We start from the raw sequence: 22340 nt of genomic DNA on the forward strand, positions 1-22340 counted from the left end.
ATAGCTGGGTAGCCAAGTTTGGAAGGGATAAGCGCTGAAAGCATCTAAGCGCAAAGCCCCCCTCAAGATAAGATTTCCCATAGCATAAGCTAGTAAGACCCCTTGGAGATGACGAGGTAGATAGGTCTGGAGTGTAAGCATAGTGATATGTTAAGCGGACAGATACTAATCGGTCGAGGGCTTAACCAAAAGGGTTAACCCAAAAACGCACACACAAAAAGAACAAAGCAAAGTTTCGATGTCGATAGTTGGTTTTAACGTGTAGTTGAATGTCTGGTGGCGATAGCGGAGGGGACACACCCGTTCCCATACCGAACACGATCGTTAAGCCCTCCAGCGCCAATGGTACTTAGGACGTAGGTCCTTGGGAGAGTAGGACGTTGCCAGGCATACAATATTACAGTGACACTGTGCTTATAGTGTAGAGTCACTGCAATGACGCGGGGTGGAGCAGTTGGTAGCTCGTCGGGCTCATAACCCGAAGGTCACAGGTTCGAGTCCTGTCCCCGCAACCATAAAGGCCCGTTGGTCAAGCGGTTAAGACACCGCCCTTTCACGGCGGTAACAGGGGTTCGATTCCCCTACGGGTCACCAAATGATAGAGGTTAGACTAATAGTCTAGCCTCTATAAAAATAATAGAGTAGATTATAATAGTTTAATAGATTCATTCTACTAATTAGCTATAAATTACTTTATATTTAATGGGTCTATAGCTCAGCTGGTTAGAGCGCACGCCTGATAAGCGTGAGGTCGGTGGTTCAAGTCCACTTAGTCCCACCAAAAAAACTTGCTCATAAGAGGCAAGTTTTTTTTATTAGTGTAATCTACAAATAAAATAAAATAAAATAAAAATACATACTTACTAGATATACTGTTAACAAATTATTGGAAATGAAACATTATACATGTGTTTTACGTATACTATAATGATGTCAACCGATGACTAGTAGAGTATCAAGTATAATATAAGGAGATTTTATAAAATGGAGCTAATAGGTATTTCTTTAGTAGGCGCGCTATTTATATTTATGATTGTTATTGGACTATTTATCTTAAATATTGCGACTAGTATATGGGCTTATAGAGATGCGAAAAGAAAAGGGAAGAGTAATGAATACTCGTTAATTGTTTTAGTAGCTACAATAGTTTTTCCGATTATTGGATTGATTATTTATTTTATAATTCGGAACGACTAGAGTAAATTCTCGTAACCAATACCTAATCCAGGTATTGGTTTTTTCTATATTGTCTATACTAAGCAAAAGGTAATAACTATTGGATAACTATTGGATGTATATGATTACATGTCAAAGTCATACTACTATTTTGTATTTGATAAAATTTGATTGTGCTTCAAAATTAGAAAAAGGATGTGATCTATTAATGTTCAACACACTTAATAAACGTCAACAATTGATTAGGATATTACAGCTTTGTATTATATTACTTGTTTTTACTACATTAATAGGCTGTGGTATTTTTAAAAGAGATGCCCAACAACCTCCAGCGAACGATGAAGCGGTGGAACCAACAGTGGTATTTGATCCAGGGTCTTTTGAAGATCCTACGGTATGTAAAACATGTCATGGTGACATATATAAAGCTTGGGAAGGTTCTATGCACGCTTATGCTTGGACAAGTAATTTTTATCAGCATGACTATCAGCAAGGAAACTCAGAGACAAATGGTGGTACTGAATTCTTCTGCGGGGCTTGTCATGCGCCAATAGCTGCTAGAACAGGACTATTACCGCCAGCCGATGCAAGTAAATTTGATGAAGTTTCACACAAGGGTGTTTCTTGTGATTTTTGCCATACCATTTCAGATGTTTTAGCTACCCATAATATGAACAGTGTATCAGAGCCAGGCAATACGAAGTTAGGCCCTAATGGTGATGGACAATCTGGTTATCATCAAATTCAAGGTTCGCAGTTATATCGCTCGGCAGAGTTTTGTGGTGCTTGTCATAATGTGGATCATCCAACAACAAATGTCGGCGTAATAACGACTTTTGATGAATGGCAGGCTAGTAGCTATGCTGCAGACGGTATTGTTTGTCAGGATTGTCATATGACACCAACTCCTGGTGTAGCCAAAAATCCTGGAAAAGCTGCTATAATGGGGCCAAATCGGGAACATGTAGCTACCCACTATTTCGAAGGTGGCAGTACATACTCGTTCATGCAACAAGGGAGCGACCAGCATGCGCAAATGGCAAGTGAACGGTTAAAAGCTGCAGCTACCGTGGATTTAGACGCTACTAGAAATGATAAAGGTATTGAACTTACTGTAAACGTTACGAATGTTGGTGCGGGACACAATATTCCTACTGGAGTCTCTTACATTCGGAAAATGTGGTTGGAGGTTACACTCTCAGATAATAAAGGCCAGATTGTGTATCGCTCAGGACATCCCGATGATAATAACTTTATTGATCCTGATGCTGTCTTCTATCGTAAAGTCTTTAAAGATGCCAGTGGTAATTTAACAAGTAAAAGCTGGTTAGCAGAAGGTATTGGTTACAATCGTACGATTCCTCCTAAGGGGACAGATTCGGAAGTATATCAAATCCCAGTAGAAGGAAATAACTTCAATGCACAGGTTCGTTTAATGTATCGTTCATTCTCTCAAGACAATATGGTACGAGTTATGGGAGAAGATGCACCGCATATAGATAGTATAGAAATGGCAAAAGCAAATATTACAATCCAATAGTAACAAATGAAAACATATGCTAATAAAAATACAGCCAACGTTGGGTTTGGCTGTATTTTTATTGTATTGTTTAGTTTAGTGGCATTTACAGTTAAGGTAATTATGGGGAATTTATCTTCTGAGTTGTCCATCGACACTAATGATTGCTTCATGATACGGAATATTCTTACCTGATTGCTGTAACGCTTGTTGTACTGCACCTACGATACCACCACAGCACGGGACTTCCATTCGTACGACGGTGACACTTTGGATGGAGCCGGTAGAGAACATATGGGTGAACTTTTCTGTGTAAAACTGATTGTCATCTAGTTTAGGACAGCCAATCATAGTGACTTTGTCTTTCATAAAGTCTTTATGGAAATCGCCGTAAGCAAAAGCTACACAGTCAGCTGCTACTAGTAGATGTGCATTGACTAAATAATCCGCAGCAGGATTGATTAACTTAATTTGAATCGGCCACTGACGTAATTCAGATGGTCTTTGTTTTGTATCTGTTGCATGAGTAGCACTATTGTCACTCGTAGTATTAGCCAGCTTTTTCGCTTGCATTCCCGGACAACCGCCAAAGCTAGGAGCAGCAGGTTGTGCATGAGAAGTGCTTTGTGCCTGATGTTTGTTATGATTCTCTAGCATAGCTTCAGGAATTTCTCTCCCTAGAGAAGTTAATAATTCGACAACAGCTGATTCATCATAATCAACTGCTTCTCTTTCGATAATTTCAATTGCGTTCGTAGGACAGGCTGGTAAACAATCTCCTAAGCCATCACAATAGCGGTCATGTAATAATTTAGCTTTCCCGTTGACCATTTGAATGGCACCTTCATGACAAGCCTGTACACATAATTCACAACCATTGCATAAGTCTTCATGTATATGAACGATTTTTCTTAACATTATTGAATCAACCTTCCTTTTCTTTATTCTATGTAACTTATTATACATAAGGACGACTGAAAGCCATATGAGTTATATCACAATTATATGTATTTCTTTACATAGGAAAGTCCTTTTAGATATGATTACTAAAAGGACCTTTAATTAAGTTTTTATGAGTCTTAGTAACGATATACAGGACAAACGTTACATGTTTCCCATTGGATTACTCCACATGCAAGTCTTTTTCCAGCATCGCCTGCAGGTTGAGAGCGATAGTCATCAGGGTTTTGATGGATAATTACGGCTTTACCGATTGCTTCGGATACTTCGAACTTATTGCTAAAAAAACTCATGCGGGAATATCCGTTGTTTGAAAACAACACGGGGAAGTCGCCAGCATGATTGCCATGAGGTTGGTTCCTTGGATTCCAGTGTCCTCCTGCTGCTTGAAATGGATCTGCTGGATTGCCTATCTCGCAAGTTCCATGATCGTGTATATGAAATCCGTGTGGTCCGATGGGGTCTTGGTCGTTTGTAGCTGGTTGAAACGGTGGTAAACCTTGCACTTCTACTGTGATTTCTGTACCGCCAGGAACACTGTCAAAATAGACAATTCCTTGGATATTAGGTGCTAAGGGCCCCCCTTTAATATAGGCTACTGCTCTTTGTTGGTTGTAAATATAGGAATACATGGTGTGAATAACCTCCAAGTAATTTTTTATCTCAGCGGCGTTTACTAATATTCCAGTAAAAACTCCATCTGAACTAAGTTTTCTTTATGGTGCATTATATTATATGTTAAAGTTAAAATTAGGTAAGTGAAAAGATAATATTTTTGGAGCTGATTCGATGAAAATCATAGGTTTAGGGGATTCCATTACGGGTGGTTATCCGTATTCACAAAATGACTCTTGGTTTAATCTTGTTTGTGAAAAACTTAATGTGGAGTTTGTTAACATGGGAGTGAATGGGGACTTAACGAGTGGTATGTTAAAACGACTACCTGATGCTCTTCTGAATAACCCTGATATGGTGATTATTCTTGGAAGTACAAATGATGCATTTCATCATATTCCATTGGAAGAGGTAATAGAAACATTCAAAAGAATGGTAGATATGCTTAAAACTGCGGATCCTAATTTAGTAGTGATTTTGGGGATTCCCATACCAATTGATAATTACGAAGAAGAACAAATTCTTGATTTATATCGCCAATGGATTCAAACTTATGCAGCGAAGCAAGAGATTCCAACTATTGATTTCTACTCCGCTATTACAAGTCCTAACACTCATAGAATTTGTGAAGAGTATGACGAAGATGGCTGTCATCCAAACCTATTTGGTCATAAAAAGATGGCGGAGGTTGCAGAGGTAGTTCTGCTAAAATTCTGCAAATCCATATAGTACAATTGACATGATAAAGAAAACTTAGTTCAGATGGAGATTTAACTCCACCTGAACTTTAGTTGGCACTTATTTCGAAGCTTGGCGGCACTTATCTCCCACTTATAGAAGTGGGAGTATTAGTAAACGCCGCTGAGATAAATAGGGAGTGGTTAGAATCAGAATCTCTTATAAACTGACGCTGCTCTTTCTAATATTCGTAATCTTAATTCAATCGGCTCATTTCTTCTTTTTATATTCTGGTCTTTATAATCAGAGAATTGAGGAAGAGGTACAAGTTGCTTTTGATAGGGCAAAGAATTATCGCGATATGTTAGAAGATTCTTATAATCAGGAAACAATTGACTTTATCATGAGGCTAGAAAAGCATCCTAGCAACATACTGATTCTTATGGATGACAATCATAAGCTAATTCATTCTTCCAATGAATTACTGTTCGAACACCTTGAAATTGCAAATGAGATGATGATTGAGAGGAATTGTCCTGACAACTATCAAGATGAGATACTATTGAGGGAACCTTATTTTGTCTTTTTGTCTCCCTTGATCAGTAACAATAGCTTTCAAGGATGTATTATTATGATTACAGATATGGAACACATACACCTTGTAGCCGATAAATTTAAGACATATTTTATGATGGTTGCAGTTGTCACAGCGTTCTTGTTCCTAATAACGATTTATGTATTATCGCAATTCATATCGCTTCCCTTAACAAGGATGAATGAAGCTGCAAAACAATTACGATTAGGAAACTATCAAGTGAAACTAAATATGCATCGGGATGATGAGTTGGGTGAACTGGCCTCTTCTATTCAATCTCTTTCTAATAATCTTGAGAAAGTACAACGCGAAAGATCAGAGTTTTTAGCAAGCATTTCCCATGAACTACGAACACCGCTTACATATTTAAGAGGGTATGCGGATGTTGCTCAGAGAAAGATTAGTGAGGAAGAAAGAGAGAAATACTTAAAGATTATCCACGAAGAATCTAAGCGACTTACGACGTTAGTGGAGAATTTGTTTGATTTAGCGCAGGCTGACCGACATCAACTTACAATTCAAAAAGAATGTGTGAATATCGGATCATTATCCGCAAATATTCTGCAGAAATTTGAGTTAGTTGCTCGTGAAAGAGGCATTATGATAGAATTCCAATCTGCAGATGATGTATTTGTGAACGTAGATCCATTGCGATTTGGCCAAGTCATCATGAATGTAGTAGATAACGCTATTAAATATTCACCCAATCAATCAAAAATTATATTCTCAATAAAACAAGTCAATACAAAAGTGATAATTAGCGTGCAAGACTTTGGCCAAGGGATACCTGATGATCAAATTACAAATGTATTTGAACGTTTCTATCGAGTGGATCTATCGCGGGCTCGAGAAACTGGAGGAACAGGGCTAGGTTTAGCTATTACTAAAGAAATCGTAGATCTTCATCACGCCACTATTAACATTTCTAGTACCCTTGGGATTGGAACAACAGTTACCATAGAATTGGAGAGTGAAATCCATGAAAAGAGTTCTAATCGTTGATGACGAAGAGCGCATGCAAGAATTACTAAAGCTATATTTAACCCCCCATCGTTATGTCTGTGATTCTGCATCGACTGCTGGCGATGCCCTTGAATTGTTAAAACGCAGTGCTTATGATTTAGCATTATTAGATGTGATGATGCCAGGTATTAGCGGGTGGGAATTGTGTCAGGTGATTAGAGAGCAATATAAGATTCCTGTCATCATGATAACTGCTAGAAGTGCGAAAGAGGATATTGTAAAGGGATTCAAGCTAGGTAGTGACGATTATATTATTAAGCCATTCGATGAAGATGTTCTGATCGCTAGAATAGATGCGGTGTTACGTCGTTCAATTCCCCAGACTACGGCAACAACTACTAATGAATCATTTGTCATCGATGAAGAATCGCATGAAATTACGTATAAAGGCATTTCGATTCCACTTACTGCGAAGGAGTTCAATCTGATACATTTGTTAGCGAAACATCCTAAACGGGTATATAAAAGAGAACAATTGATGGACATAATATGGGGGTATGACACCGATACGGAAGATCGTACGATTGATTCCCATATAAGGAATATTCGAGAAAAATTTCGAAAAGCGGGCTTTCCTATAGACGAATATCTAAAAACAATATGGGGCATAGGTTATCGCTGGGAGAAGGAGGTTGCGAAATGATGGGATATGGACATATGGGCGGCGTCTATGGCTTCCCTTGGATGATGGTAGGAATGATGATATTTTGGGCATTGCTAATTCTAGCTGGTATCTTTATGCTGAAAAGCTTTATTTCAGGTAAACATAGCTCCCTAGCTTCACCAGATTCTTTGGAAATTTTAAAAATTCGTTTAGTAAAAGGAGAAATTAACGAAGAAGAATATTTAAAACTTAAAGAACTGATCACAAAATAATAACAATTTATCCATAGATTCTGCAAATTTGTTGGTTAAGCTATAATTGTAGGAAAGTATAAAGAAAAATACAAAGGAGGTGTCTTAATGAAAAAGTCGTTAATTGTTTTCGCAGCACTTGCAGTCATTATTGCTTTTGCTGTTCCTGGAGTTTTTGCAGCAACTACTCCACAACAACAAGAGATTGATGCGATTCAAAAGCAAATGATTGAGCTTCGCAAACAACTGGTAGATCAGTATGTTGCCGCAGGGCAAATCACTAAGGAGCAAGCGGATTTAATGAAACAACGCTTAGATGCAGCGCCACAAACTTCTGGTGAGCTTCAGCGTGGTTTTGGTCGTGGTATGGGTAGAGGTGGCTGCGGGCAAGCTGGTCCTGGTGTAGCAGGTGGATGCGGTGGACCTGGAAGTTGCGGTGTTCAAACAGAAGTAGCTCCATCGAACACGAATTTGTAGGATACAAAAAATTCCTATAGAATCTAATTTTTAAAACTAAATACTAATAATTTCTAAAAAGACAGATCTCACAAAAGATTTGTCTTTTTTTTTCAAAAAAAATTCAAAATCGTATTGACAGTATAGGCAAGATGATTTATATTTAAATCAAACAGCACCAATTAAGTGTACTTTCAAGATTTATTCATAATACTTAAGAGATTGCGACAATTTGCAAAGAAATATCTAGCATTAAACAATTAATAACCTATTGATTTTATTGATTTTATTGGTTTAATAGGATTAGTAAAGTATATTTAAAATGATTGACAATGATTAGTCGTTGTCATATATTTAAGGCGTAAACATCACTGCTTTGGTATACTTTCAAAATAAATTCATAATTAACACTGAAAAATGAATAATAATAAATAGAATCAATCATGTTTAATAGTGCAAAACGTAGAGTATAGATATTGAGTATAGATAGATTCAGGATTCAGAGAAAGAAGGAGGAGCACTGTCGTGATATTAAATCAAGCTACTGATTATGGATTTCGCATCGTATTATTCTTATCAAGACAGGGTATCGGGGTTCGAACAGAAGCGCAACAAATTAGTGAACATGAGAATATACCAGAAAGATTTTTGTTCAAAATCATGAGGAAACTAACGAAGACGGGAATTGTAAAATCTTATAGAGGAGCGAATGGTGGTTTTACAGTAGGTCGCGCTCCAGAAGATATTACGTTATTGAATATAGTAGAAGCAATTGAAGGTCCTATTTGTGTCAATGTTTGCTTTAAAGGGGCAAATCATTGCAACAAGAGCTTTACTAAGCATTGTGTAGTGCATCAAGAGTTAGCAAAGTTAAGGCAGGATATTACTGCCCGACTTAGCAATATAGATTTCAAATCTCTTCTTGAGAAAGAAAATACTTTGAAAGAAGGTGATCAAGTCTTTTGTTGTAACAGTGTGAGTTAAAGTTTTTATTTAAAAATTTAGGAGGTGTTTTTTCGTGTTAGATGTATTATTACTATCTAGACTGCAATTTACATTCACTGCAATCGTTCACTACTTTTTTATACCACTAACTTTAGGTTTAGCTGTTTTAATCGCTTATATGGAATACAAGTATTGGAGAACTAATAGCCCTTTATATGATAAAATGTCCCGCTTCTGGACAAAATTGTTCCTAGTAAACTTTGCAATAGGTGTTGCGACAGGTATTACAATGGAATTCCAATTTGGAACAAACTGGGCAGCATATTCACGTTATGTAGGTGATATTTTCGGTGCGCCACTTGCTGCTGAAGGAGTATTTGCTTTCTTCTTAGAATCTACTTTTATAGGGTTACTTGTATTTGGTAGAGATAAGATTTCAAGAGGCATGAGATTTTTTGCAGCACTAATGGTAGCATTCGGAACGAACCTTTCGGCGTTCTGGATTCTAGCTGCGAACTCTTGGCAACAAACTCCTGCAGGATACAAAATTAATGAAGAGTTGAATCGTGCAGAAATGACAAGCTTTTTTGATGCAGTATTTAACCCATCTACATTAGTTCGTTTTTCTCACGTTCTTGAAGGAGCATATATTACAGCTGCGTTCTTCATCATGGCTGTAAGTGCATACTACTTATTGAAAAAGAAAAATGTAGAGTTAGCAAAAGAATCTATGAAAATTGCTGTAGTATTTGGTCTTGTATTCGCATTGTTACAACCCATTTCTGGACACTCTCACGCAACACAAGTAGCGGAGCTACAACCTGCAAAGCTCGCTGCTTATGAAGCACATTGGGAAACAAGAGAAAATGCGCCACTTTTACTATTCGCAATCCCTGATTACGCAAACGAGACAAACAAATTTGAAATCGGAATTCCTGGAATGCTAAGTTTCTTAACTTACTTAGATGCAAGTCAACCAGTTACTGGACTAAAGGATATACCTGCAGAAGAAAGACCACCTGTATTAAGTACATTTTTATCCTTTAGAATCATGGTCGGTATAGGGATGTTTATGATTGCATGGATGATCTACTTAGCAATTTTGGCGAGGAAAGGTACATTATACACGAATCAATTTGCGTTAAAGTATGCATTGTATTTCTTACCATTACCGATTATCGCAAACTCATTTGGTTGGGTTGTTACGGAGCTAGGGAGACAGCCTTGGACAGTATACGGTCTCATCACAACTGCTGAAAGTGTATCACATTTAACAGCAATTGAAGTGTTAATTTCTCTAGTGTTATTCATGGGGATTTATACATTCCTTGGATATTTAATGGTGTACTTAATGGTGAAAGAAATTAAGAAGTTTAACATGGATACAGATATTACATCTGATACACCTGTAGGTCCTGCAAAGGGGGTTACTGTATAATGGATTTAAATGCGATTTGGTTCTTACTTGTTGGTGTTTTAATCATTGGATATGCAATTCTTGATGGATTTGATTTAGGAATCGGTAGCTTATTCTATCTTCTTGGAAAAACAGAAGATGAGAAGAAAACGTTAATTAACTCAATTGGTCCAGTATGGGACGGTAATGAGGTTTGGTTATTAACTGGTGGTGGAGCGTTATTTGCAGCTTTCCCATTCGTTTACGCAACTGTATTCAGTGGTTTCTACCTAGCAATGATGCTAGTACTATTTGGCTTAATCTTCCGTGCAATTGGAATAGAGTATTATTTCAAGTCGGACGATGATAAGCAAATACAAGGTCTTTTGGGTAAAATGTTCTTTATCGGCAGTTTCTTACCAGCACTTCTATTCGGTGTTGCAGTAGGTAACGTAGTAGTAGGGATTCCTTTAGATGAAGCACAGAACTATGCTGGTAATTTCTTCGGATTATTAAATCCGTATGCATTATGCTTAGGGATTGTAGGGTTACTTGGATTCTTACTACAAGGTTCAACTTACACTGCAATTAAAACAGAAGGTGCTTTACAGAAACGTGCCGTTGGTTTTGCTAATACATTCTGCTGGTCATTATTGGTAGCTTGGATTCTAGGTGGAGTGGCAACTTATCTATTTGCTCCGCATATGTTCACAAACTATAGTGCAATGCCTGTATTGTATGCTCTTCCAATTTTAACACTAGTATGTATGGCGTCTATTCCATTCTTCCTAAAGGCTGCAGCATATGGTAAAGCATTCATTGCTAGTTCCCTAGTGATTGCAACAAAGGTTCTCACAATTGCAGGTGGATTATTCCCGAACTTAGTAATTTCTACAAACACAGAACACTTGACTATCTATAATGCTTCTTCAACTGAACTTACATTAACAGTAATGTTAATTATCGCAGTCATCGGAGTACCTATCGTCTTAGTTTACACTGGCTATGTGTACTATGTATTCCGTGGAAAAGCTACTCCAGAGCGTCAAGGATACTAAGAATTAAATGATTGATAAAAGATTAAACCAGGAGGCAAAAATTCGAGGGCGGATTCTTGTCCTCCTGGTTTGCTTTGCTATAGCAAGTGGAGCTCTGGCGATAGGGCAAGCATATTCTATAGCAACGATAGTGGATCAAGTGTTTCTAAAAGGGTTGCAACTATCATCTATGTACGGCATGTTAGGGACTTTATTGGCTATATTTATTGGTCGTGGATTACTTATGTATTGGAATGCGAAAGTTGGAGTGTCACTCGCTGGGGCTGTCAAGAATAGTATCCGTGAAAAACTTGTGCAGAAACTTACGAAGAGTGCACCACATTATCTTCTTTCACGTAAGACAGGGCAATTAATTAGTGTGTTAGCAGATGCGATCGATCAGATTGAAGGATATTATAGTCGTTATTTGCCGCAGTTGATTCAAGCGGCCATCATTCCTTTGATGGTTTTAATAATCGTTTTTACGTTTAATATTTACTCCGCGCTTATTATGCTGATAACGGCACCGTTAATCCCCGTATTTATGGTATTGATTGGGAAGATGGCGGATAGTAAATCGCGCGAGCAAATGGATATTTTAATGAGGTTTTCTGGTCATTTCTTAGATGTACTTCATGGATTCACAACGTTAAAGATTTTTGGGCAGAGTCGTGCTCAACGTAGAGAAATTGTAGAAATCAGTAATAATTTCCGTGATACCACAATGGAAGTTTTGAAAATTGCTTTTTTATCAGCGTTAATGCTAGAAATCTTAGCTACAATTAGTACAGCGATGATTGCAGTAGAGGTTGGACTACGTTTAGTGTATGATCATTTAAGCTTTCACACGGCATTCTTTATTCTACTGCTTGCACCTGAGCTATACCTTCCGTTGAAAAACCTAGGAAGTGGATTCCATACAGGGAGAAATGCGATTGCAGCAGGGGAGAAGATATGGGAAGTCTTAGATGAAAAAGAGTTGAAAACAAATTGGGGAAATCAAGAGCTTTCATTATTAGCACCACCTCAAATGACTATAGAAAATGTTTCTTTTCATTATCAAGAAAACAGGGAAATATTAAAGAAAATTTGCGTTGCAATCCGTGCCGGGGAGCAAGTGGCGATTGTCGGAAGAAGCGGTTCTGGAAAAACGACCTTACTAAAATTACTTCTAGGTTTATTACCGCCGACCCAGGGCCGAATCCTTGTGAATGGAATTAATTTATCAGATGTCAAAGAAGATTCATGGTTATCGAATGTCGCTTATGTGTCACAAGAGCCATATCTATTCGCAGGGACCATTGCCGACAATATTGTTATGAGCAATGTAAAAGCTACCCGTCCTGATATCGAACATGCGGGAAAACTTGCTGGCGTTGATCTTGTTGTCGAACATTTATTCCTAGGGTATGATACGGTTGTTGGCGAAGGTGCACGGGGGATTTCCGGCGGGGAAAAGCAACGGATTGCGTTAGCGCGTGCATTTTTGAAACAAGCTCCTGTAGTTATCCTTGATGAGCCGACGGCGGGTCTCGATTTAGAAACAGAGCATTTTATGAAACAAGCGATGGAGAAACTGCGTGAACATGCAACGGTATTTACTGTGGCCCACCGATTACAAACGATTATTGGAGCTGACAAGATTTTACTGCTATCAGATGGAGAAGTAATAGGGTGTGGTTCCCATGATCAGTTACTCCGTGAGTCTGAGCAATATCGTGATATAGTGTCGGTATATAGAGGTGAACATCTATGAGAGAACTAGGACATTTAATTCGCCTAATGGCATCAGAGAAGAAAGCTATTTTATTATCTGTACTTTTAGGTTTTATAGCTGCGGTTAGCTCTGTAGGCTTAATGGGTACAGGTGGTTATTTAATTTCTAAAGCTGCCCTTCATCCACCATTACACACATTGACACTGATTATTGTAACGGTCAGATTTTTTGGTCTTGCGCGTGCTGCGGCCCGTTATGCTGAACGATTTTTTTCACATCAAGCGACTTTTTCGATTTTAGGACAAATTCGTGTATTTTTTTACGATAAGCTTGAACCGTTAGCTCCTGCGATTTTCATGAAATATCGTAGTGGTGATTTATTAACTCGTATTGTTTCAGATGTGGAAAGTTTACAGTACTTCTTTTTACGGGTTGTATATCCACCACTGGTAATGGTATTTGTATTCTTAGCTACTGGCTTGTTGTTACTAGCATTTTCTTGGCAAATGGCAATCACTCTGATGATGGGTCTTCTAGTTGTCGGGTTTTTGATTCCTGTCATTTTTGCCTATATCGGACAGAATAATGGCTACCATTTACGCCAAAAACGCTCAGAGTTCTCGAATCAAGCGACGGAATTGCTTTTTGGTTTTGTTGATTTGAAGACAAGCCTTCAGTTAGAAAAGAAGACCGAAGAATTGAACCATGCATCCAAGGGTTTAATACAAGAGCAAAACCGTTCTGGGATATTAGCGGGTATGGGAGAAAGTCTAGCGATGGTAGGGGCGTTTTTAACTGCATGGGTTGTTCTTTTTGTGGGAGTCATTGCTGTCAGTGCTGGTGAAATGAACGGAGTGTTCTTAGCGCTACTTGTCTTAGCAACTCTTACGGTGTTTGAAGCTGCAACACCTGTAGCAGTTATCCCAGGACATCTGGAAGAAAGTCGGGTCGCGGCTGGTAGACTCTTTGGGTTAACAAAGTCAAGTATAGGATCAAAAGATGTGCATGTGTCGAATACCTCTTATGGCAGCTTGTCAATACAAGAGTCTGAACGACTCAATGAAGAAGTAGTATTTCCACCAGTCGATGTTGTTCCTATTCAATTTCAGTATGTGAACTTTTCTTATCCTGATGAGGAACGTCAAGCGTTAAATGCCTTGAACTTACATTTAGCAGTGGGTAAGAAGATTGCTATTGTAGGTCAAAGTGGATCTGGGAAAAGCACGATATTAAATTTACTCTTAAAGTTTTACGAGTACCAAGAAGGTGAGATTTATTTAGGTGAACGAGAGTTGTCAACGTATTCCCCTGAAGAGGCAAGAAGGTACTTTGGGGTTGTATCGCAGTCGAATCATTTCTTTCATGATACGGTAAGGGCGAACCTATTGATCGCTAAACCTGATGCTACGGATGCCGAGCTTTCCAAGATTTTAGATGAAGTATCGCTTGCATATATATCGTTAGATGATGTACTGGGGGAGAAGGGCCTTGGCTTGTCTGGTGGAGAAAGGCAACGTTTGGCAATTGCTCGCATGATCTTGAAAGATGCGCCAATCCTTTTACTTGACGAACCAACGACAGGACTAGATTCAATCACAGAAAGAGAAATATTGGCACTTCTATGGCCAATTGTTACAGATAAATCGATTCTATATGTGACGCACCGTCTTGTTGGCTTAGAGAAGATGGATGAGATTGTCGTAATGAGTCAGGGGCGTATCGTAGAACAGGGTACTTTTGAGGAATTGATGAAGCGTCAGGGACATTTTTATCAACTGAAACAATTGGAAAAAGAGAAAATTAATTAAAATCTTGCATAAAAGAACATTTGTTTGATAAGATAGCATTATCGAACGAATGTTCTTTTTGTTGGGGGGAATTAGGAATGGAGACGGTGTTATTAGCTGACATGAACTCATTTTTCGCATCTGTAGAACAGGCGGACCAGCCAGAATTGCTAGGGAAACCGGTAATAGTTTGTGGTGATCCAGCGAAGCGGCATGGTATCACGTTGGCAGCAAGTCGAGAAGCGAAGAAATATGGGATTAAGACAGCGATGCCATGCTGGGAAGCATTGAGCTTATGTCCAGAGGCTATTGTTGTAAGGCCGCGTATGGCACGATATGTAGAAACGTCTCTAGTCATTGTCGAGATTGCCAAGGAATTCTCTCCTTTAGTTGAGCCATTTTCTATTGATGAATTATTTATTGATACACAAGGCACGGAAAAGTTGTTTGGGAGTAGTGTGGATGTGGCAAGTTTATTTCGGAAAACCGTGTATGAGCGAATCGGTGTACCTTGCTCAGTAGGGATTGCCCCAAATAAATTATTAGCGAAAATATGCTGTGATGTAGAAGCCAAAAAGTCTTTATCCGGTATTTCGAAATGGTCCTACGAAGATATACCAGTCAAGCTGTGGCCAAGACCCGTGAAAGATTTATTTGGCGTTGGGAAAAGAATGGAGAAAAACTTCAAAAACATGGGGATTACAACGATTGGGACACTCGCACAATATCCAGTTCCTATCCTGAAAAAGAAATTCGGGATTCTTGGTGAGGTGTATCATTTATCAGCGAATGGCATTGATAACTCGCAAGTGACACCCCATTCCCATGATGATGTCAAAGGGATTGGGCATTCGATTACCCTGCCACGGGACTATTATCGTTGGGAGGAAATCCAAGTTGTTCTGAGGGAAATTACAGAAGAAGTATGTTGTAGGGCTAGAAGGAAAGGGAAGATTGGAAAGACAATCTCTTTATATGTCCGCGGTATCGATCTGATATCCAGTGTTCAGCGTTCGAAATTGCTAGCTAGCTATAGCAATTTATCTACGGATATATGCCCTTTGGTAGAATGGTTATTTCAGCAGCATTGGGGAAGTCAGCCTGTCCGTGCGATTACTATTTCTTTATCAAATTTAATGGATGATGAAGCGTTACAGCTTGAAGTGTTCGCTGATCGGGTAGCAGAACGTTCCTTGGCTTATACAATTGATAATATTCGTTACCGTTATGGAAAGACAGCAATCTTTAAGGCATCCTCCCTAAGTGAAGGAGGAGTTTACCACGAACGATCAACGTTAATAGGCGGACATAAGGCATAGTGAGTAGGAGGAAACAGCATGAACCACATAGGGAAATTCACAAGTAAGCAGATTAGCGATTGTACACGTGGAATGAATCGAGGAAATAAATTATATGAGGGGCATCGAATGGTACTCCCGGAGCATAAAGAGAAAATTATCGAACAAAAGCGCCGCGAATACTATGTTCATGAGGATGAGTGCTTCGTTCAAGAAGATGAGGAGAAGAATCTGATTCTCGAACAAGCAATGCAAAATCAAGAGATGGTTGAGATTTGCTGGCAAGAGGTCATCAATCCTATGAAACTGCCACCAGAGGAATATGCGCAATACCTTCATCAGGCGTTTGACCCAAAAGCAATAAAGGAAATGAAGATTCGTACTGAAGTAGGGAAAATTGCTGGCGTTGTATCTGCCCAAACGATGTTAAAATGCAAAATGCAGTCAGGAAACCACTTGATTGCCTTACAAGACATTATCTCAATTCGAAAACTGTAGGTGATGCCTGATTGACAGGTATTTTTTGACTCAGTATGATGAATTGAGTGGAATTTATCATTGCTAAACATCTAAGCAATTGATAAGGTGGAATAGTAACGAACGCGTATTTGCTAAAGGAGAATTAATGTGCGTATTATAGGGATAGATCCAGGCACAGCTATATTAGGATATGGGATTATAGAAAGTGTGGCAAACAAACTTAAGCCGATAGATTTTGGTTGCATACGCACAGAGTCAAACATAGATATGCCTATACGGTTAGGGCAAATCTACGAAGATTTAACGTATTTGATAGACAAGTATAAGCCTGACGTGATGGCTGTAGAAGAGTTGTTTTTTAATAGAAACGTCTCTACTGCTTTAACAGTCGGTCAGGCTCGTGGAGTTGTGCTATTAGCTGGGGTACGAGCAGGCATTTCCGTATATGAATATACGCCTTTACAAGTAAAACAAGCGATTTGCGGCTATGGGAGAGCAGAGAAGAATCAAGTCCAAGAGATGGTGCGCATGTTCTTAAACCTTAAAGTGATACCGAAACCGGATGATGCCGCAGATGCATTGGCGGTAAGTATATGTCATGCCCATTCTGCTACCATGCTTAGTAAACTAGCAGAAAAATAAAAGAGATAAGATACATAGCAATAAAAGAGATAAGATAATATAGTAGATAAGAAGGCAAGAAAGTTCTAGTATTACAGAGAAGAGGGGACCCATGATTGCGTTTATTGAAGGTATTGTAGAGGAAGTAGATATTGATCATATTGTAGTGTTAACTGGTGGGCTTGGCTATTATATTAATACACCAGGGAACGTGTACGGGAAATTAAAAGTAGGCGAATCCAAAAGGATTTATACCTACCAAAGTGTCCGCGAAGATGATATATCCCTCTTTGGTTTCTTGGAGAAAGCAGAGAAGAAGATGTTTCAACTTCTTTTGCAAGTTTCAGGAATCGGGCCTAGAGTGGCAATTAATATTATAGGAGCGGGAGAACTAGATCGACTCTACCAATCAATAAAATTTGAAGATCTAGCGTTCTTAACGAAACTTCCTGGAGTAGGTAAGAAGACAGCGCAACGTATGATTCTGGATTTGAAAGATAAGATTAAAGATATGGATATCCATTCTGATTTCAATGGGATAAGTGCCAAACAATCTCTGACATCTAATTGTTTTGGCTCATCATCAATTTTGCAAGATACCATCGGCGCATTAGAATCCTTAGGGTATTCCCTGCGAGAGGCAGAACGAGTGATTCAGGAAGTAATGTCTAATAACGGCGAAGAGGAACGACAAAGCTGGTCAGTAGACACATATATCCGTAAATGTCTGTATATTCTCTCAAAAGAGCAATAATAGGCTATATCATTCCTATACTAGCCATATCTGAATACATACGTAGTTAGGAGAAATACTAATGGAAGAAAGAATTATATCGGCAAGACTCACAGAGGAAGACGGGGAAGTTGAATACAGTCTTCGACCGCGCTATCTTGCTGAATATATTGGTCAAACACGAGCAAAAGAGAATCTAAAAGTGTTCATAGAGGCAGCGAAAATGCGCAATGAAGCGCTCGACCATGTATTGCTATATGGTCCTCCGGGTCTCGGAAAAACAACTCTTTCTAATATCATTGCGAATGAGCTCGGTGTGAATATTCGTACAACGTCAGGACCTGCAATCGAGCGTCCAGGGGACTTAGCGGCAATTCTCACGAATCTTCAAGAGAATGATGTGTTATTTATTGATGAGATTCACCAGCTACACCGAAGTGTAGAAGAAGTATTGTATCCGGCAATGGAAGACTTTGCATTAGATATTATTCTTGGAAAAGGACCGAGTGCTCGCTCTGTTCGTCTAGAATTAGCTCCATTTACACTCATTGGGGCGACGACGAGAGCTGGTAAACTTTCTTCTCCATTAAGGGATCGATTTGGTGTAGTCAGTCGCTTAGAGTATTACTCTGTGGAAGAATTATATCAAATCGTTATCCGTGCAGCGGAGATATTAAATGTACCAATTGAACAATATGGAGCATTAGAAATTGCACGACGTTCACGGGGAACCCCGCGAATTGCCAACCGCATGTTAAAAAGGGTAAGGGACGTTGCGCAAGTCCGCGGAGAAGGGATCATAACGAAAGAAATTGCCAATCTCGCACTACAAATGATTCAAGTCGATGATATCGGCTTAGATCATGTCGATCACAGACTACTACATACCATTATAACGAAGTTTGCTGGTGGGCCAGTAGGCTTGGATACGATTGCGGCAACGATAGGCGAAGAATCGGATACAATCGAAGATGTGTATGAACCATATTTATTACAAATAGGATTTTTGCAAAGGACACCTAGGGGTCGCGTTGTTACACCACTTGCCTATGAGCATTTCGGCATACCTATACCAGAATAACGCAGAAGTAAAGGGGTATCGAATGTATGAATGATTTTGGGAAGGTTCTCATTACTGTTGGGATCATATTCGTTGTAGTAGGTATTGTCTGGCAGTTTGGGGGACGGTTTGTTTCCTTTGGTAGACTTCCAGGTGATATTGTAGTAGAAAAGGAAAACTTTAAGTTCTACTTCCCAGTGGTCACATCAATCGTATTAAGTATTGTACTATCATTGGTTCTGTGGGTTATATCTTCACTCCGAAATTAAAAATCAGGATTTTAAATATTGGAAACACTAACGAAAAAAAGTTAGTGTTTTTTAGTGTAATTCTTCACAAATCATGATAAAATCATAAAAATATATTCTGAATATTGATACAAATGGAAATCAACACTATAATGACAATAATACTAAAGGGAATGAGAGTAGTGTTCGCGTCTGTAGTGTTTAGCTCAATGAGTATTCTGAGGTGAAATCATGTTTACAAATATGCGACGCAAAGAAAAGATGATCAGTGAAAATGACACAAAAGAAATTTTAAACCGTTGCCAACACGGAACATTAGCCACAATAAGTGTCAATGGGTACCCTTATTCCGTACCATTGAATTATGTGTTCGACCAAAATCGTCTGTATTTTCATTCTGCTACAACAGGGCATAAGTTAGATAATATTCAACATAATCCGTTGGTCTCTTTTACGGTGATTGACTATTATCAATTGATTCCAGAGAAATTTGATGCACATTATGATAGTGTGATTGTCTATGGGAAAGCTAGTATTGTTGAAGAAGTAGAAGGGAAGCGGAAAGCCTTACAATTGTTTATTAAAAAATATTCTCCTAATTATGTTGAGCAAGGAAATCATTATATTGAAAGGGCAATGAATCATACAACTGTGATACAAATGCAAGTTGAACATATGACCGGCAAGCACGGTAGATAAAGAAAACTTAGTTCAGATGGAGTTATTACGCTAGCTGAACTCTAGTTGCACTTATTTCGAAGCATGGCGGTACTTAGCTCCTACATATAGAAGTGGAGTACTAGTAAACGCTGCTGAGATAAAGAAAACTTAGTTTAGATGGAGTTATTACTCTAGTTGAACTCTAGTTGCACTTATTTCGAAGCATGGCGGTACTTAGCTCCTACATATAGAAGTGGAGTACTAGTAAACGCCGCTGAGATAAAGAAAACTTAGTTCAGATGGAGTTATTACGCTAGCTGAACTCTAGTTGCACTTATTTCGAAGCATGGCGGCAGTTATCTCTCACATAAAGAAGTGGGAGTATTAGTAAACGCCGCTGAGATAAAGAAAACTTAGGGAGTATTAGTAAACGCCGCTGAGATAAAATTAGAAAAGGGGATATTGGATATGGAAATCACAATTGAAAAAACAACAAGCCCAAAAACAAAACCTGATCAAAATGCACTGGGCTTTGGAAAATATTTTACAGACCACATGTTTATCATGGATTACGAAAAGAATATTGGCTGGCATAACGCCAAAATTATTCCATATCAACCAATCCCTCTTGATCCTGCTACTGCAGTTTTTCATTATGGACAAGCAATATTCGAAGGATTAAAGGCTTATCGAACAGATGATAATCGAATTTTATTGTTTAGACCGAGTAAAAATATGGAGCGTATCAACATAACCAACCAAAGAATGTGCATGCCGGATGTGGATGTTGATTTTTGTGTCAATGCCATTAAGGAGATTGTAAGAATTGATCAAGACTGGATTCCTTCTGCTCCAGGAACAGCTCTATATATTCGGCCGTTCATTATTGCAACAGATCCATACTTAGGTGTGCGTGCGTCGCAAACATATAAATTCATGATTATTCTATCACCAGTGGGTGCTTATTACCCACAAGGTATGAATCCAGTTAATATTTATGTCGAACCTGATTATGTTCGCGCTGTTCGAGGCGGAACAGGGGATGCGAAGACTTGTGGAAATTATGCTGCGAGTTTAAAAGCTCAAGAGCGTGCTGCTGAAAAGGGTTATGTCCAAGTATTGTGGTTAGATGGGGTAGAGAAGAAATATATTGAAGAAGTTGGCTCCATGAACGTGTTCTTCAAAATCAATGGTGAGATTATCACTCCTGCCTTAGGGGGGAGCATTCTGCCAGGAATCACAAGAGCATCTGTGATTCATCTCCTAAAAGCGTGGGGTCTGACTGTTACGGAACGTAAGATTTCTATGGATGAATTGTACCAAGCCTACCAATCAGGTATCTTAGAAGAAGCTTTTGGTACTGGTACTGCAGCTGTTATTTCACCGATTGGTGAATTAAGCTGGAATGGTGAAAACATTGAGCTAGGAAAAGAAGTGGGCGAGTTAGCGAAGAAAGTATACGATACAATAACAGGCATCCAAACTGGTAAAGTAGAAGATGCTTTCGGCTGGATAGTGGAGGTAGAGTAATCATGCACGTTCTTATTTCTGGCGGTACAGGTTTTATCGGAAAGCATTTAGTTGAAGAATTGCTTCTACATCGTTATCAAGTGACTGTACTTACTAGAAATAGCAATAAGATTACTCTTGGAGCTTCCAATCATAATATGCAGAAGGGTTATCGTGTAGTAGATTGGAAATACCTTGCAGAAAATCAGGAGTTTGCTCAAACCGTTGATTGTATTGTTAACCTGTCTGGGGAAACGATTAATGGCAGATGGACAAAAGCAAAGAAAACAAGAATATTAGAAAGTCGTGTATCTACCACACAGAAAATTATCGATGCGATAGCTACAGGACGCGTAACTCCTAAGCTCCTAATTAATGGTTCAGCAATTGGAATCTATGGCGATAGAGATGACGAGAAAGTTACGGAAGAATCCCAATTAGGATACGGTTTTCTATCAGAGATTTGTAAAACTTGGGAACAGCTTGCATGTAAAGCTCAGGCATATAATGTAAGGGTAGTATTATTACGTACTGGTGTTGTACTTGGCAAAAATGGCGGCGCTTTAGAAAAGCTAGTGCTTCCTTATAGATTACATGTTGGAGGAACACTTGGAAACGGAAGCCAATGGAGCTCGTGGATTCACCTTAAAGATTTAGTAGGTCTAATAAGATTTGCAATCGAGAATGATCAACTACAGGGGCCATTGAACGGTACAAGTCCAAATCCAGTAACAATGCATTCTTTTGGCAGGATGATTGGAAAGACGATAAAGACCCATTCGTTGTTTCAAGTGCCCGGTTTATTGTTGCGCGTAATACTTGGAGAAATGGCCGACTTAATATTGCACAGTCAAAGAGTTATACCGAAGAAAGCTATAGAGCAAGGTTATGTGTTTCAATATCCAGAATTAGAGACTGCACTGCAAAATATTTTAATTGACACTCCGTCTTCCTGACGGGGTTTTTTCTTGG

The 22340-nt window shown here is 38.8% G+C and carries 23 protein-coding genes, 3 tRNA genes and 2 rRNA genes; 26 read left to right on the forward strand and 2 right to left on the reverse strand.

Annotated features, from left to right (window positions below; genetic code table 11):
- The 7 genes from BHU72_RS12370 to BHU72_RS12400 all read left to right on the forward strand — a co-directional run.
- Positions 1-189, forward strand: a 23S ribosomal RNA gene (locus tag BHU72_RS12370); the annotation flags it as partial.
- An 83-nt stretch (positions 190-272) separates the two neighbouring features.
- Positions 273-389: ribosomal RNA gene (gene rrf, locus BHU72_RS12375) — 5S ribosomal RNA — on the forward strand.
- 50 nt (positions 390-439) lie between these two features.
- Positions 440-515 (forward strand) — tRNA-Met (locus BHU72_RS12380).
- Between the two features lie 4 nt (positions 516-519).
- Positions 520-594, forward strand: a tRNA-Glu gene (locus tag BHU72_RS12385).
- 110 nt (positions 595-704) lie between these two features.
- Positions 705-781, forward strand: a tRNA-Ile gene (locus BHU72_RS12390).
- 203 nt (positions 782-984) lie between these two features.
- The gene (locus tag BHU72_RS12395; protein WP_069702950.1) at positions 985-1197 is read left to right on the forward strand and encodes a PLDc N-terminal domain-containing protein; all 213 of its coding nucleotides are present in this window, start codon (positions 985-987) and stop codon (positions 1195-1197) included.
- Between the two features lie 187 nt (positions 1198-1384).
- Positions 1385-2716: a multiheme c-type cytochrome gene (locus BHU72_RS12400; RefSeq protein WP_069702951.1), complete on the forward strand. Its 1332-nt coding sequence runs from the start codon at positions 1385-1387 to the stop codon at positions 2714-2716.
- Positions 2717-2827: 111 nt separating this feature from the next.
- Here BHU72_RS12400 and BHU72_RS12405 read toward each other — a convergent pair whose 3' ends face one another.
- Both BHU72_RS12405 and BHU72_RS12410 read right to left on the reverse strand, forming a co-directional pair.
- Positions 2828-3613 carry an ATP-binding protein gene (locus tag BHU72_RS12405; RefSeq protein ID WP_069702952.1) on the reverse strand — a complete coding sequence of 262 codons (786 nt, stop codon included), beginning with the start codon at positions 3611-3613 and terminating at the stop codon, positions 2828-2830.
- A 161-nt stretch (positions 3614-3774) separates the two neighbouring features.
- Positions 3775-4287 (reverse strand): superoxide dismutase family protein, encoded by a 513-nt coding sequence (locus BHU72_RS12410; RefSeq protein WP_069702953.1) that lies wholly within the window; start codon positions 4285-4287, stop codon positions 3775-3777.
- A 157-nt stretch (positions 4288-4444) separates the two neighbouring features.
- Between BHU72_RS12410 and BHU72_RS12415 the strand changes: the two genes are divergently transcribed.
- The 19 genes from BHU72_RS12415 (at position 4445) to BHU72_RS12505 (ending at position 22324) form a co-directional block, all read left to right on the forward strand.
- Positions 4445-4999: a GDSL-type esterase/lipase family protein gene (locus tag BHU72_RS12415; RefSeq protein WP_069702954.1), complete on the forward strand. Its 555-nt coding sequence runs from the start codon at positions 4445-4447 to the stop codon at positions 4997-4999.
- A gap of 148 nt (positions 5000-5147) precedes the next feature.
- Positions 5148-6545 (forward strand): sensor histidine kinase, encoded by a 1398-nt coding sequence (locus BHU72_RS12420; protein ID WP_083248462.1) that lies wholly within the window; start codon positions 5148-5150, stop codon positions 6543-6545.
- Complete coding sequence (locus BHU72_RS12425; protein WP_069702955.1) at positions 6523-7209, forward strand: response regulator transcription factor; 687 nt, start codon at positions 6523-6525, stop codon at positions 7207-7209. Before BHU72_RS12420 ends, BHU72_RS12425 begins: the two co-directional genes overlap by 23 nt.
- Positions 7206-7442: an SHOCT domain-containing protein gene (locus BHU72_RS12430; protein WP_245671904.1), complete on the forward strand. Its 237-nt coding sequence runs from the start codon at positions 7206-7208 to the stop codon at positions 7440-7442. Before BHU72_RS12425 ends, BHU72_RS12430 begins: the two co-directional genes overlap by 4 nt.
- 87 nt (positions 7443-7529) lie before the next feature.
- Complete coding sequence (locus tag BHU72_RS12435) at positions 7530-7898, forward strand: DUF2680 domain-containing protein (RefSeq protein ID WP_069702956.1); 369 nt, start codon at positions 7530-7532, stop codon at positions 7896-7898.
- Positions 7899-8402: 504 nt separating this feature from the next.
- Complete coding sequence (locus BHU72_RS12440) at positions 8403-8861, forward strand: RrF2 family transcriptional regulator (RefSeq protein WP_069702957.1); 459 nt, start codon at positions 8403-8405, stop codon at positions 8859-8861.
- Between the two features lie 34 nt (positions 8862-8895).
- Positions 8896-10260: a cytochrome ubiquinol oxidase subunit I gene (locus tag BHU72_RS12445; protein WP_069702958.1), complete on the forward strand. Its 1365-nt coding sequence runs from the start codon at positions 8896-8898 to the stop codon at positions 10258-10260.
- Positions 10260-11276, forward strand: coding sequence for a cytochrome d ubiquinol oxidase subunit II (gene cydB, locus BHU72_RS12450; protein WP_069702959.1), 1017 nt, complete (start codon positions 10260-10262; stop codon positions 11274-11276). Before BHU72_RS12445 ends, cydB begins: the two co-directional genes overlap by 1 nt.
- A 7-nt stretch (positions 11277-11283) precedes the next feature.
- Positions 11284-13011 carry a thiol reductant ABC exporter subunit CydD gene (gene cydD / locus BHU72_RS12455; protein ID WP_069702960.1) on the forward strand — a complete coding sequence of 576 codons (1728 nt, stop codon included), beginning with the start codon at positions 11284-11286 and terminating at the stop codon, positions 13009-13011.
- Positions 13008-14780, forward strand: a complete 1773-nt coding sequence (gene cydC / locus BHU72_RS12460) for a thiol reductant ABC exporter subunit CydC (protein ID WP_069702961.1) — start codon at positions 13008-13010, stop codon at positions 14778-14780. The genes cydD and cydC overlap by 4 nt, the downstream gene beginning before the upstream one ends.
- Positions 14781-14857: 77 nt before the next feature.
- Positions 14858-16078, forward strand: coding sequence for a DNA polymerase IV (locus BHU72_RS12465; RefSeq protein ID WP_069702962.1), 1221 nt, complete (start codon positions 14858-14860; stop codon positions 16076-16078).
- A gap of 18 nt (positions 16079-16096) precedes the next feature.
- A complete protein-coding gene (locus BHU72_RS12470; RefSeq protein WP_069702963.1) occupies positions 16097-16555 on the forward strand; it encodes a hypothetical protein in 459 nt (152 codons plus the stop codon).
- Between the two features lie 129 nt (positions 16556-16684).
- A complete protein-coding gene (gene ruvC, locus BHU72_RS12475) occupies positions 16685-17179 on the forward strand; it encodes a crossover junction endodeoxyribonuclease RuvC (protein WP_069702964.1) in 495 nt (164 codons plus the stop codon).
- A gap of 91 nt (positions 17180-17270) precedes the next feature.
- Complete coding sequence (ruvA, locus tag BHU72_RS12480) at positions 17271-17912, forward strand: Holliday junction branch migration protein RuvA (protein WP_069702965.1); 642 nt, start codon at positions 17271-17273, stop codon at positions 17910-17912.
- A gap of 61 nt (positions 17913-17973) precedes the next feature.
- Positions 17974-18972: a Holliday junction branch migration DNA helicase RuvB gene (gene ruvB, locus BHU72_RS12485; RefSeq protein WP_069702966.1), complete on the forward strand. Its 999-nt coding sequence runs from the start codon at positions 17974-17976 to the stop codon at positions 18970-18972.
- 26 nt (positions 18973-18998) lie between these two features.
- The gene (locus tag BHU72_RS12490) at positions 18999-19220 is read left to right on the forward strand and encodes a DUF2905 domain-containing protein (RefSeq protein WP_069702967.1); all 222 of its coding nucleotides are present in this window, start codon (positions 18999-19001) and stop codon (positions 19218-19220) included.
- 210 nt (positions 19221-19430) lie between these two features.
- Positions 19431-19898 carry a pyridoxamine 5'-phosphate oxidase family protein gene (locus BHU72_RS12495; RefSeq protein WP_069702968.1) on the forward strand — a complete coding sequence of 156 codons (468 nt, stop codon included), beginning with the start codon at positions 19431-19433 and terminating at the stop codon, positions 19896-19898.
- 429 nt (positions 19899-20327) lie between these two features.
- Positions 20328-21389 (forward strand): branched-chain amino acid aminotransferase, encoded by a 1062-nt coding sequence (locus BHU72_RS12500; RefSeq protein ID WP_069702969.1) that lies wholly within the window; start codon positions 20328-20330, stop codon positions 21387-21389.
- Between the two features lie 2 nt (positions 21390-21391).
- Complete coding sequence (locus BHU72_RS12505) at positions 21392-22324, forward strand: TIGR01777 family oxidoreductase (protein WP_069702970.1); 933 nt, start codon at positions 21392-21394, stop codon at positions 22322-22324.
- Positions 22325-22340: the final 16 nt, after the last annotated feature.

It is taken from the genome of Desulfuribacillus stibiiarsenatis, assembly GCF_001742305.1.
Classification (GTDB): domain Bacteria; phylum Bacillota; class Bacilli; order Desulfuribacillales; family Desulfuribacillaceae; genus Desulfuribacillus_A; species Desulfuribacillus_A stibiiarsenatis.

Excerpts from the sequence above, each read along its gene's own strand:
- BHU72_RS12395 (WP_069702950.1), top strand. The coding sequence starts at position 985 with ATGGAGCTAATAGGTATTTCTTTAGTAGGCGCGCTATTTATATTTATG.
- BHU72_RS12400 (WP_069702951.1), top strand. The coding sequence starts at position 1,385 with ATGTTCAACACACTTAATAAACGTCAACAATTGATTAGGATATTACAG.
- BHU72_RS12405 (WP_069702952.1), bottom strand. The coding sequence starts at position 3,613 with ATGTTAAGAAAAATCGTTCATATACATGAAGACTTATGCAATGGTTGT.
- BHU72_RS12410 (WP_069702953.1), bottom strand. The coding sequence starts at position 4,287 with ATGTATTCCTATATTTACAACCAACAAAGAGCAGTAGCCTATATTAAA.
- BHU72_RS12415 (WP_069702954.1), top strand. The coding sequence starts at position 4,445 with ATGAAAATCATAGGTTTAGGGGATTCCATTACGGGTGGTTATCCGTAT.
- BHU72_RS12425 (WP_069702955.1), top strand. The coding sequence starts at position 6,523 with ATGAAAAGAGTTCTAATCGTTGATGACGAAGAGCGCATGCAAGAATTA.
- BHU72_RS12430 (WP_245671904.1), top strand. The coding sequence starts at position 7,206 with ATGATGGGATATGGACATATGGGCGGCGTCTATGGCTTCCCTTGGATG.
- BHU72_RS12435 (WP_069702956.1), top strand. The coding sequence starts at position 7,530 with ATGAAAAAGTCGTTAATTGTTTTCGCAGCACTTGCAGTCATTATTGCT.
- cydB (WP_069702959.1), top strand. The coding sequence starts at position 10,260 with ATGGATTTAAATGCGATTTGGTTCTTACTTGTTGGTGTTTTAATCATT.
- cydD (WP_069702960.1), top strand. The coding sequence starts at position 11,284 with ATGATTGATAAAAGATTAAACCAGGAGGCAAAAATTCGAGGGCGGATT.
- cydC (WP_069702961.1), top strand. The coding sequence starts at position 13,008 with ATGAGAGAACTAGGACATTTAATTCGCCTAATGGCATCAGAGAAGAAA.
- BHU72_RS12465 (WP_069702962.1), top strand. The coding sequence starts at position 14,858 with ATGGAGACGGTGTTATTAGCTGACATGAACTCATTTTTCGCATCTGTA.
- BHU72_RS12470 (WP_069702963.1), top strand. The coding sequence starts at position 16,097 with ATGAACCACATAGGGAAATTCACAAGTAAGCAGATTAGCGATTGTACA.
- ruvA (WP_069702965.1), top strand. The coding sequence starts at position 17,271 with ATGATTGCGTTTATTGAAGGTATTGTAGAGGAAGTAGATATTGATCAT.
- ruvB (WP_069702966.1), top strand. The coding sequence starts at position 17,974 with ATGGAAGAAAGAATTATATCGGCAAGACTCACAGAGGAAGACGGGGAA.
- BHU72_RS12490 (WP_069702967.1), top strand. The coding sequence starts at position 18,999 with ATGAATGATTTTGGGAAGGTTCTCATTACTGTTGGGATCATATTCGTT.
- BHU72_RS12495 (WP_069702968.1), top strand. The coding sequence starts at position 19,431 with ATGTTTACAAATATGCGACGCAAAGAAAAGATGATCAGTGAAAATGAC.
- BHU72_RS12500 (WP_069702969.1), top strand. The coding sequence starts at position 20,328 with ATGGAAATCACAATTGAAAAAACAACAAGCCCAAAAACAAAACCTGAT.
- BHU72_RS12505 (WP_069702970.1), top strand. The coding sequence starts at position 21,392 with ATGCACGTTCTTATTTCTGGCGGTACAGGTTTTATCGGAAAGCATTTA.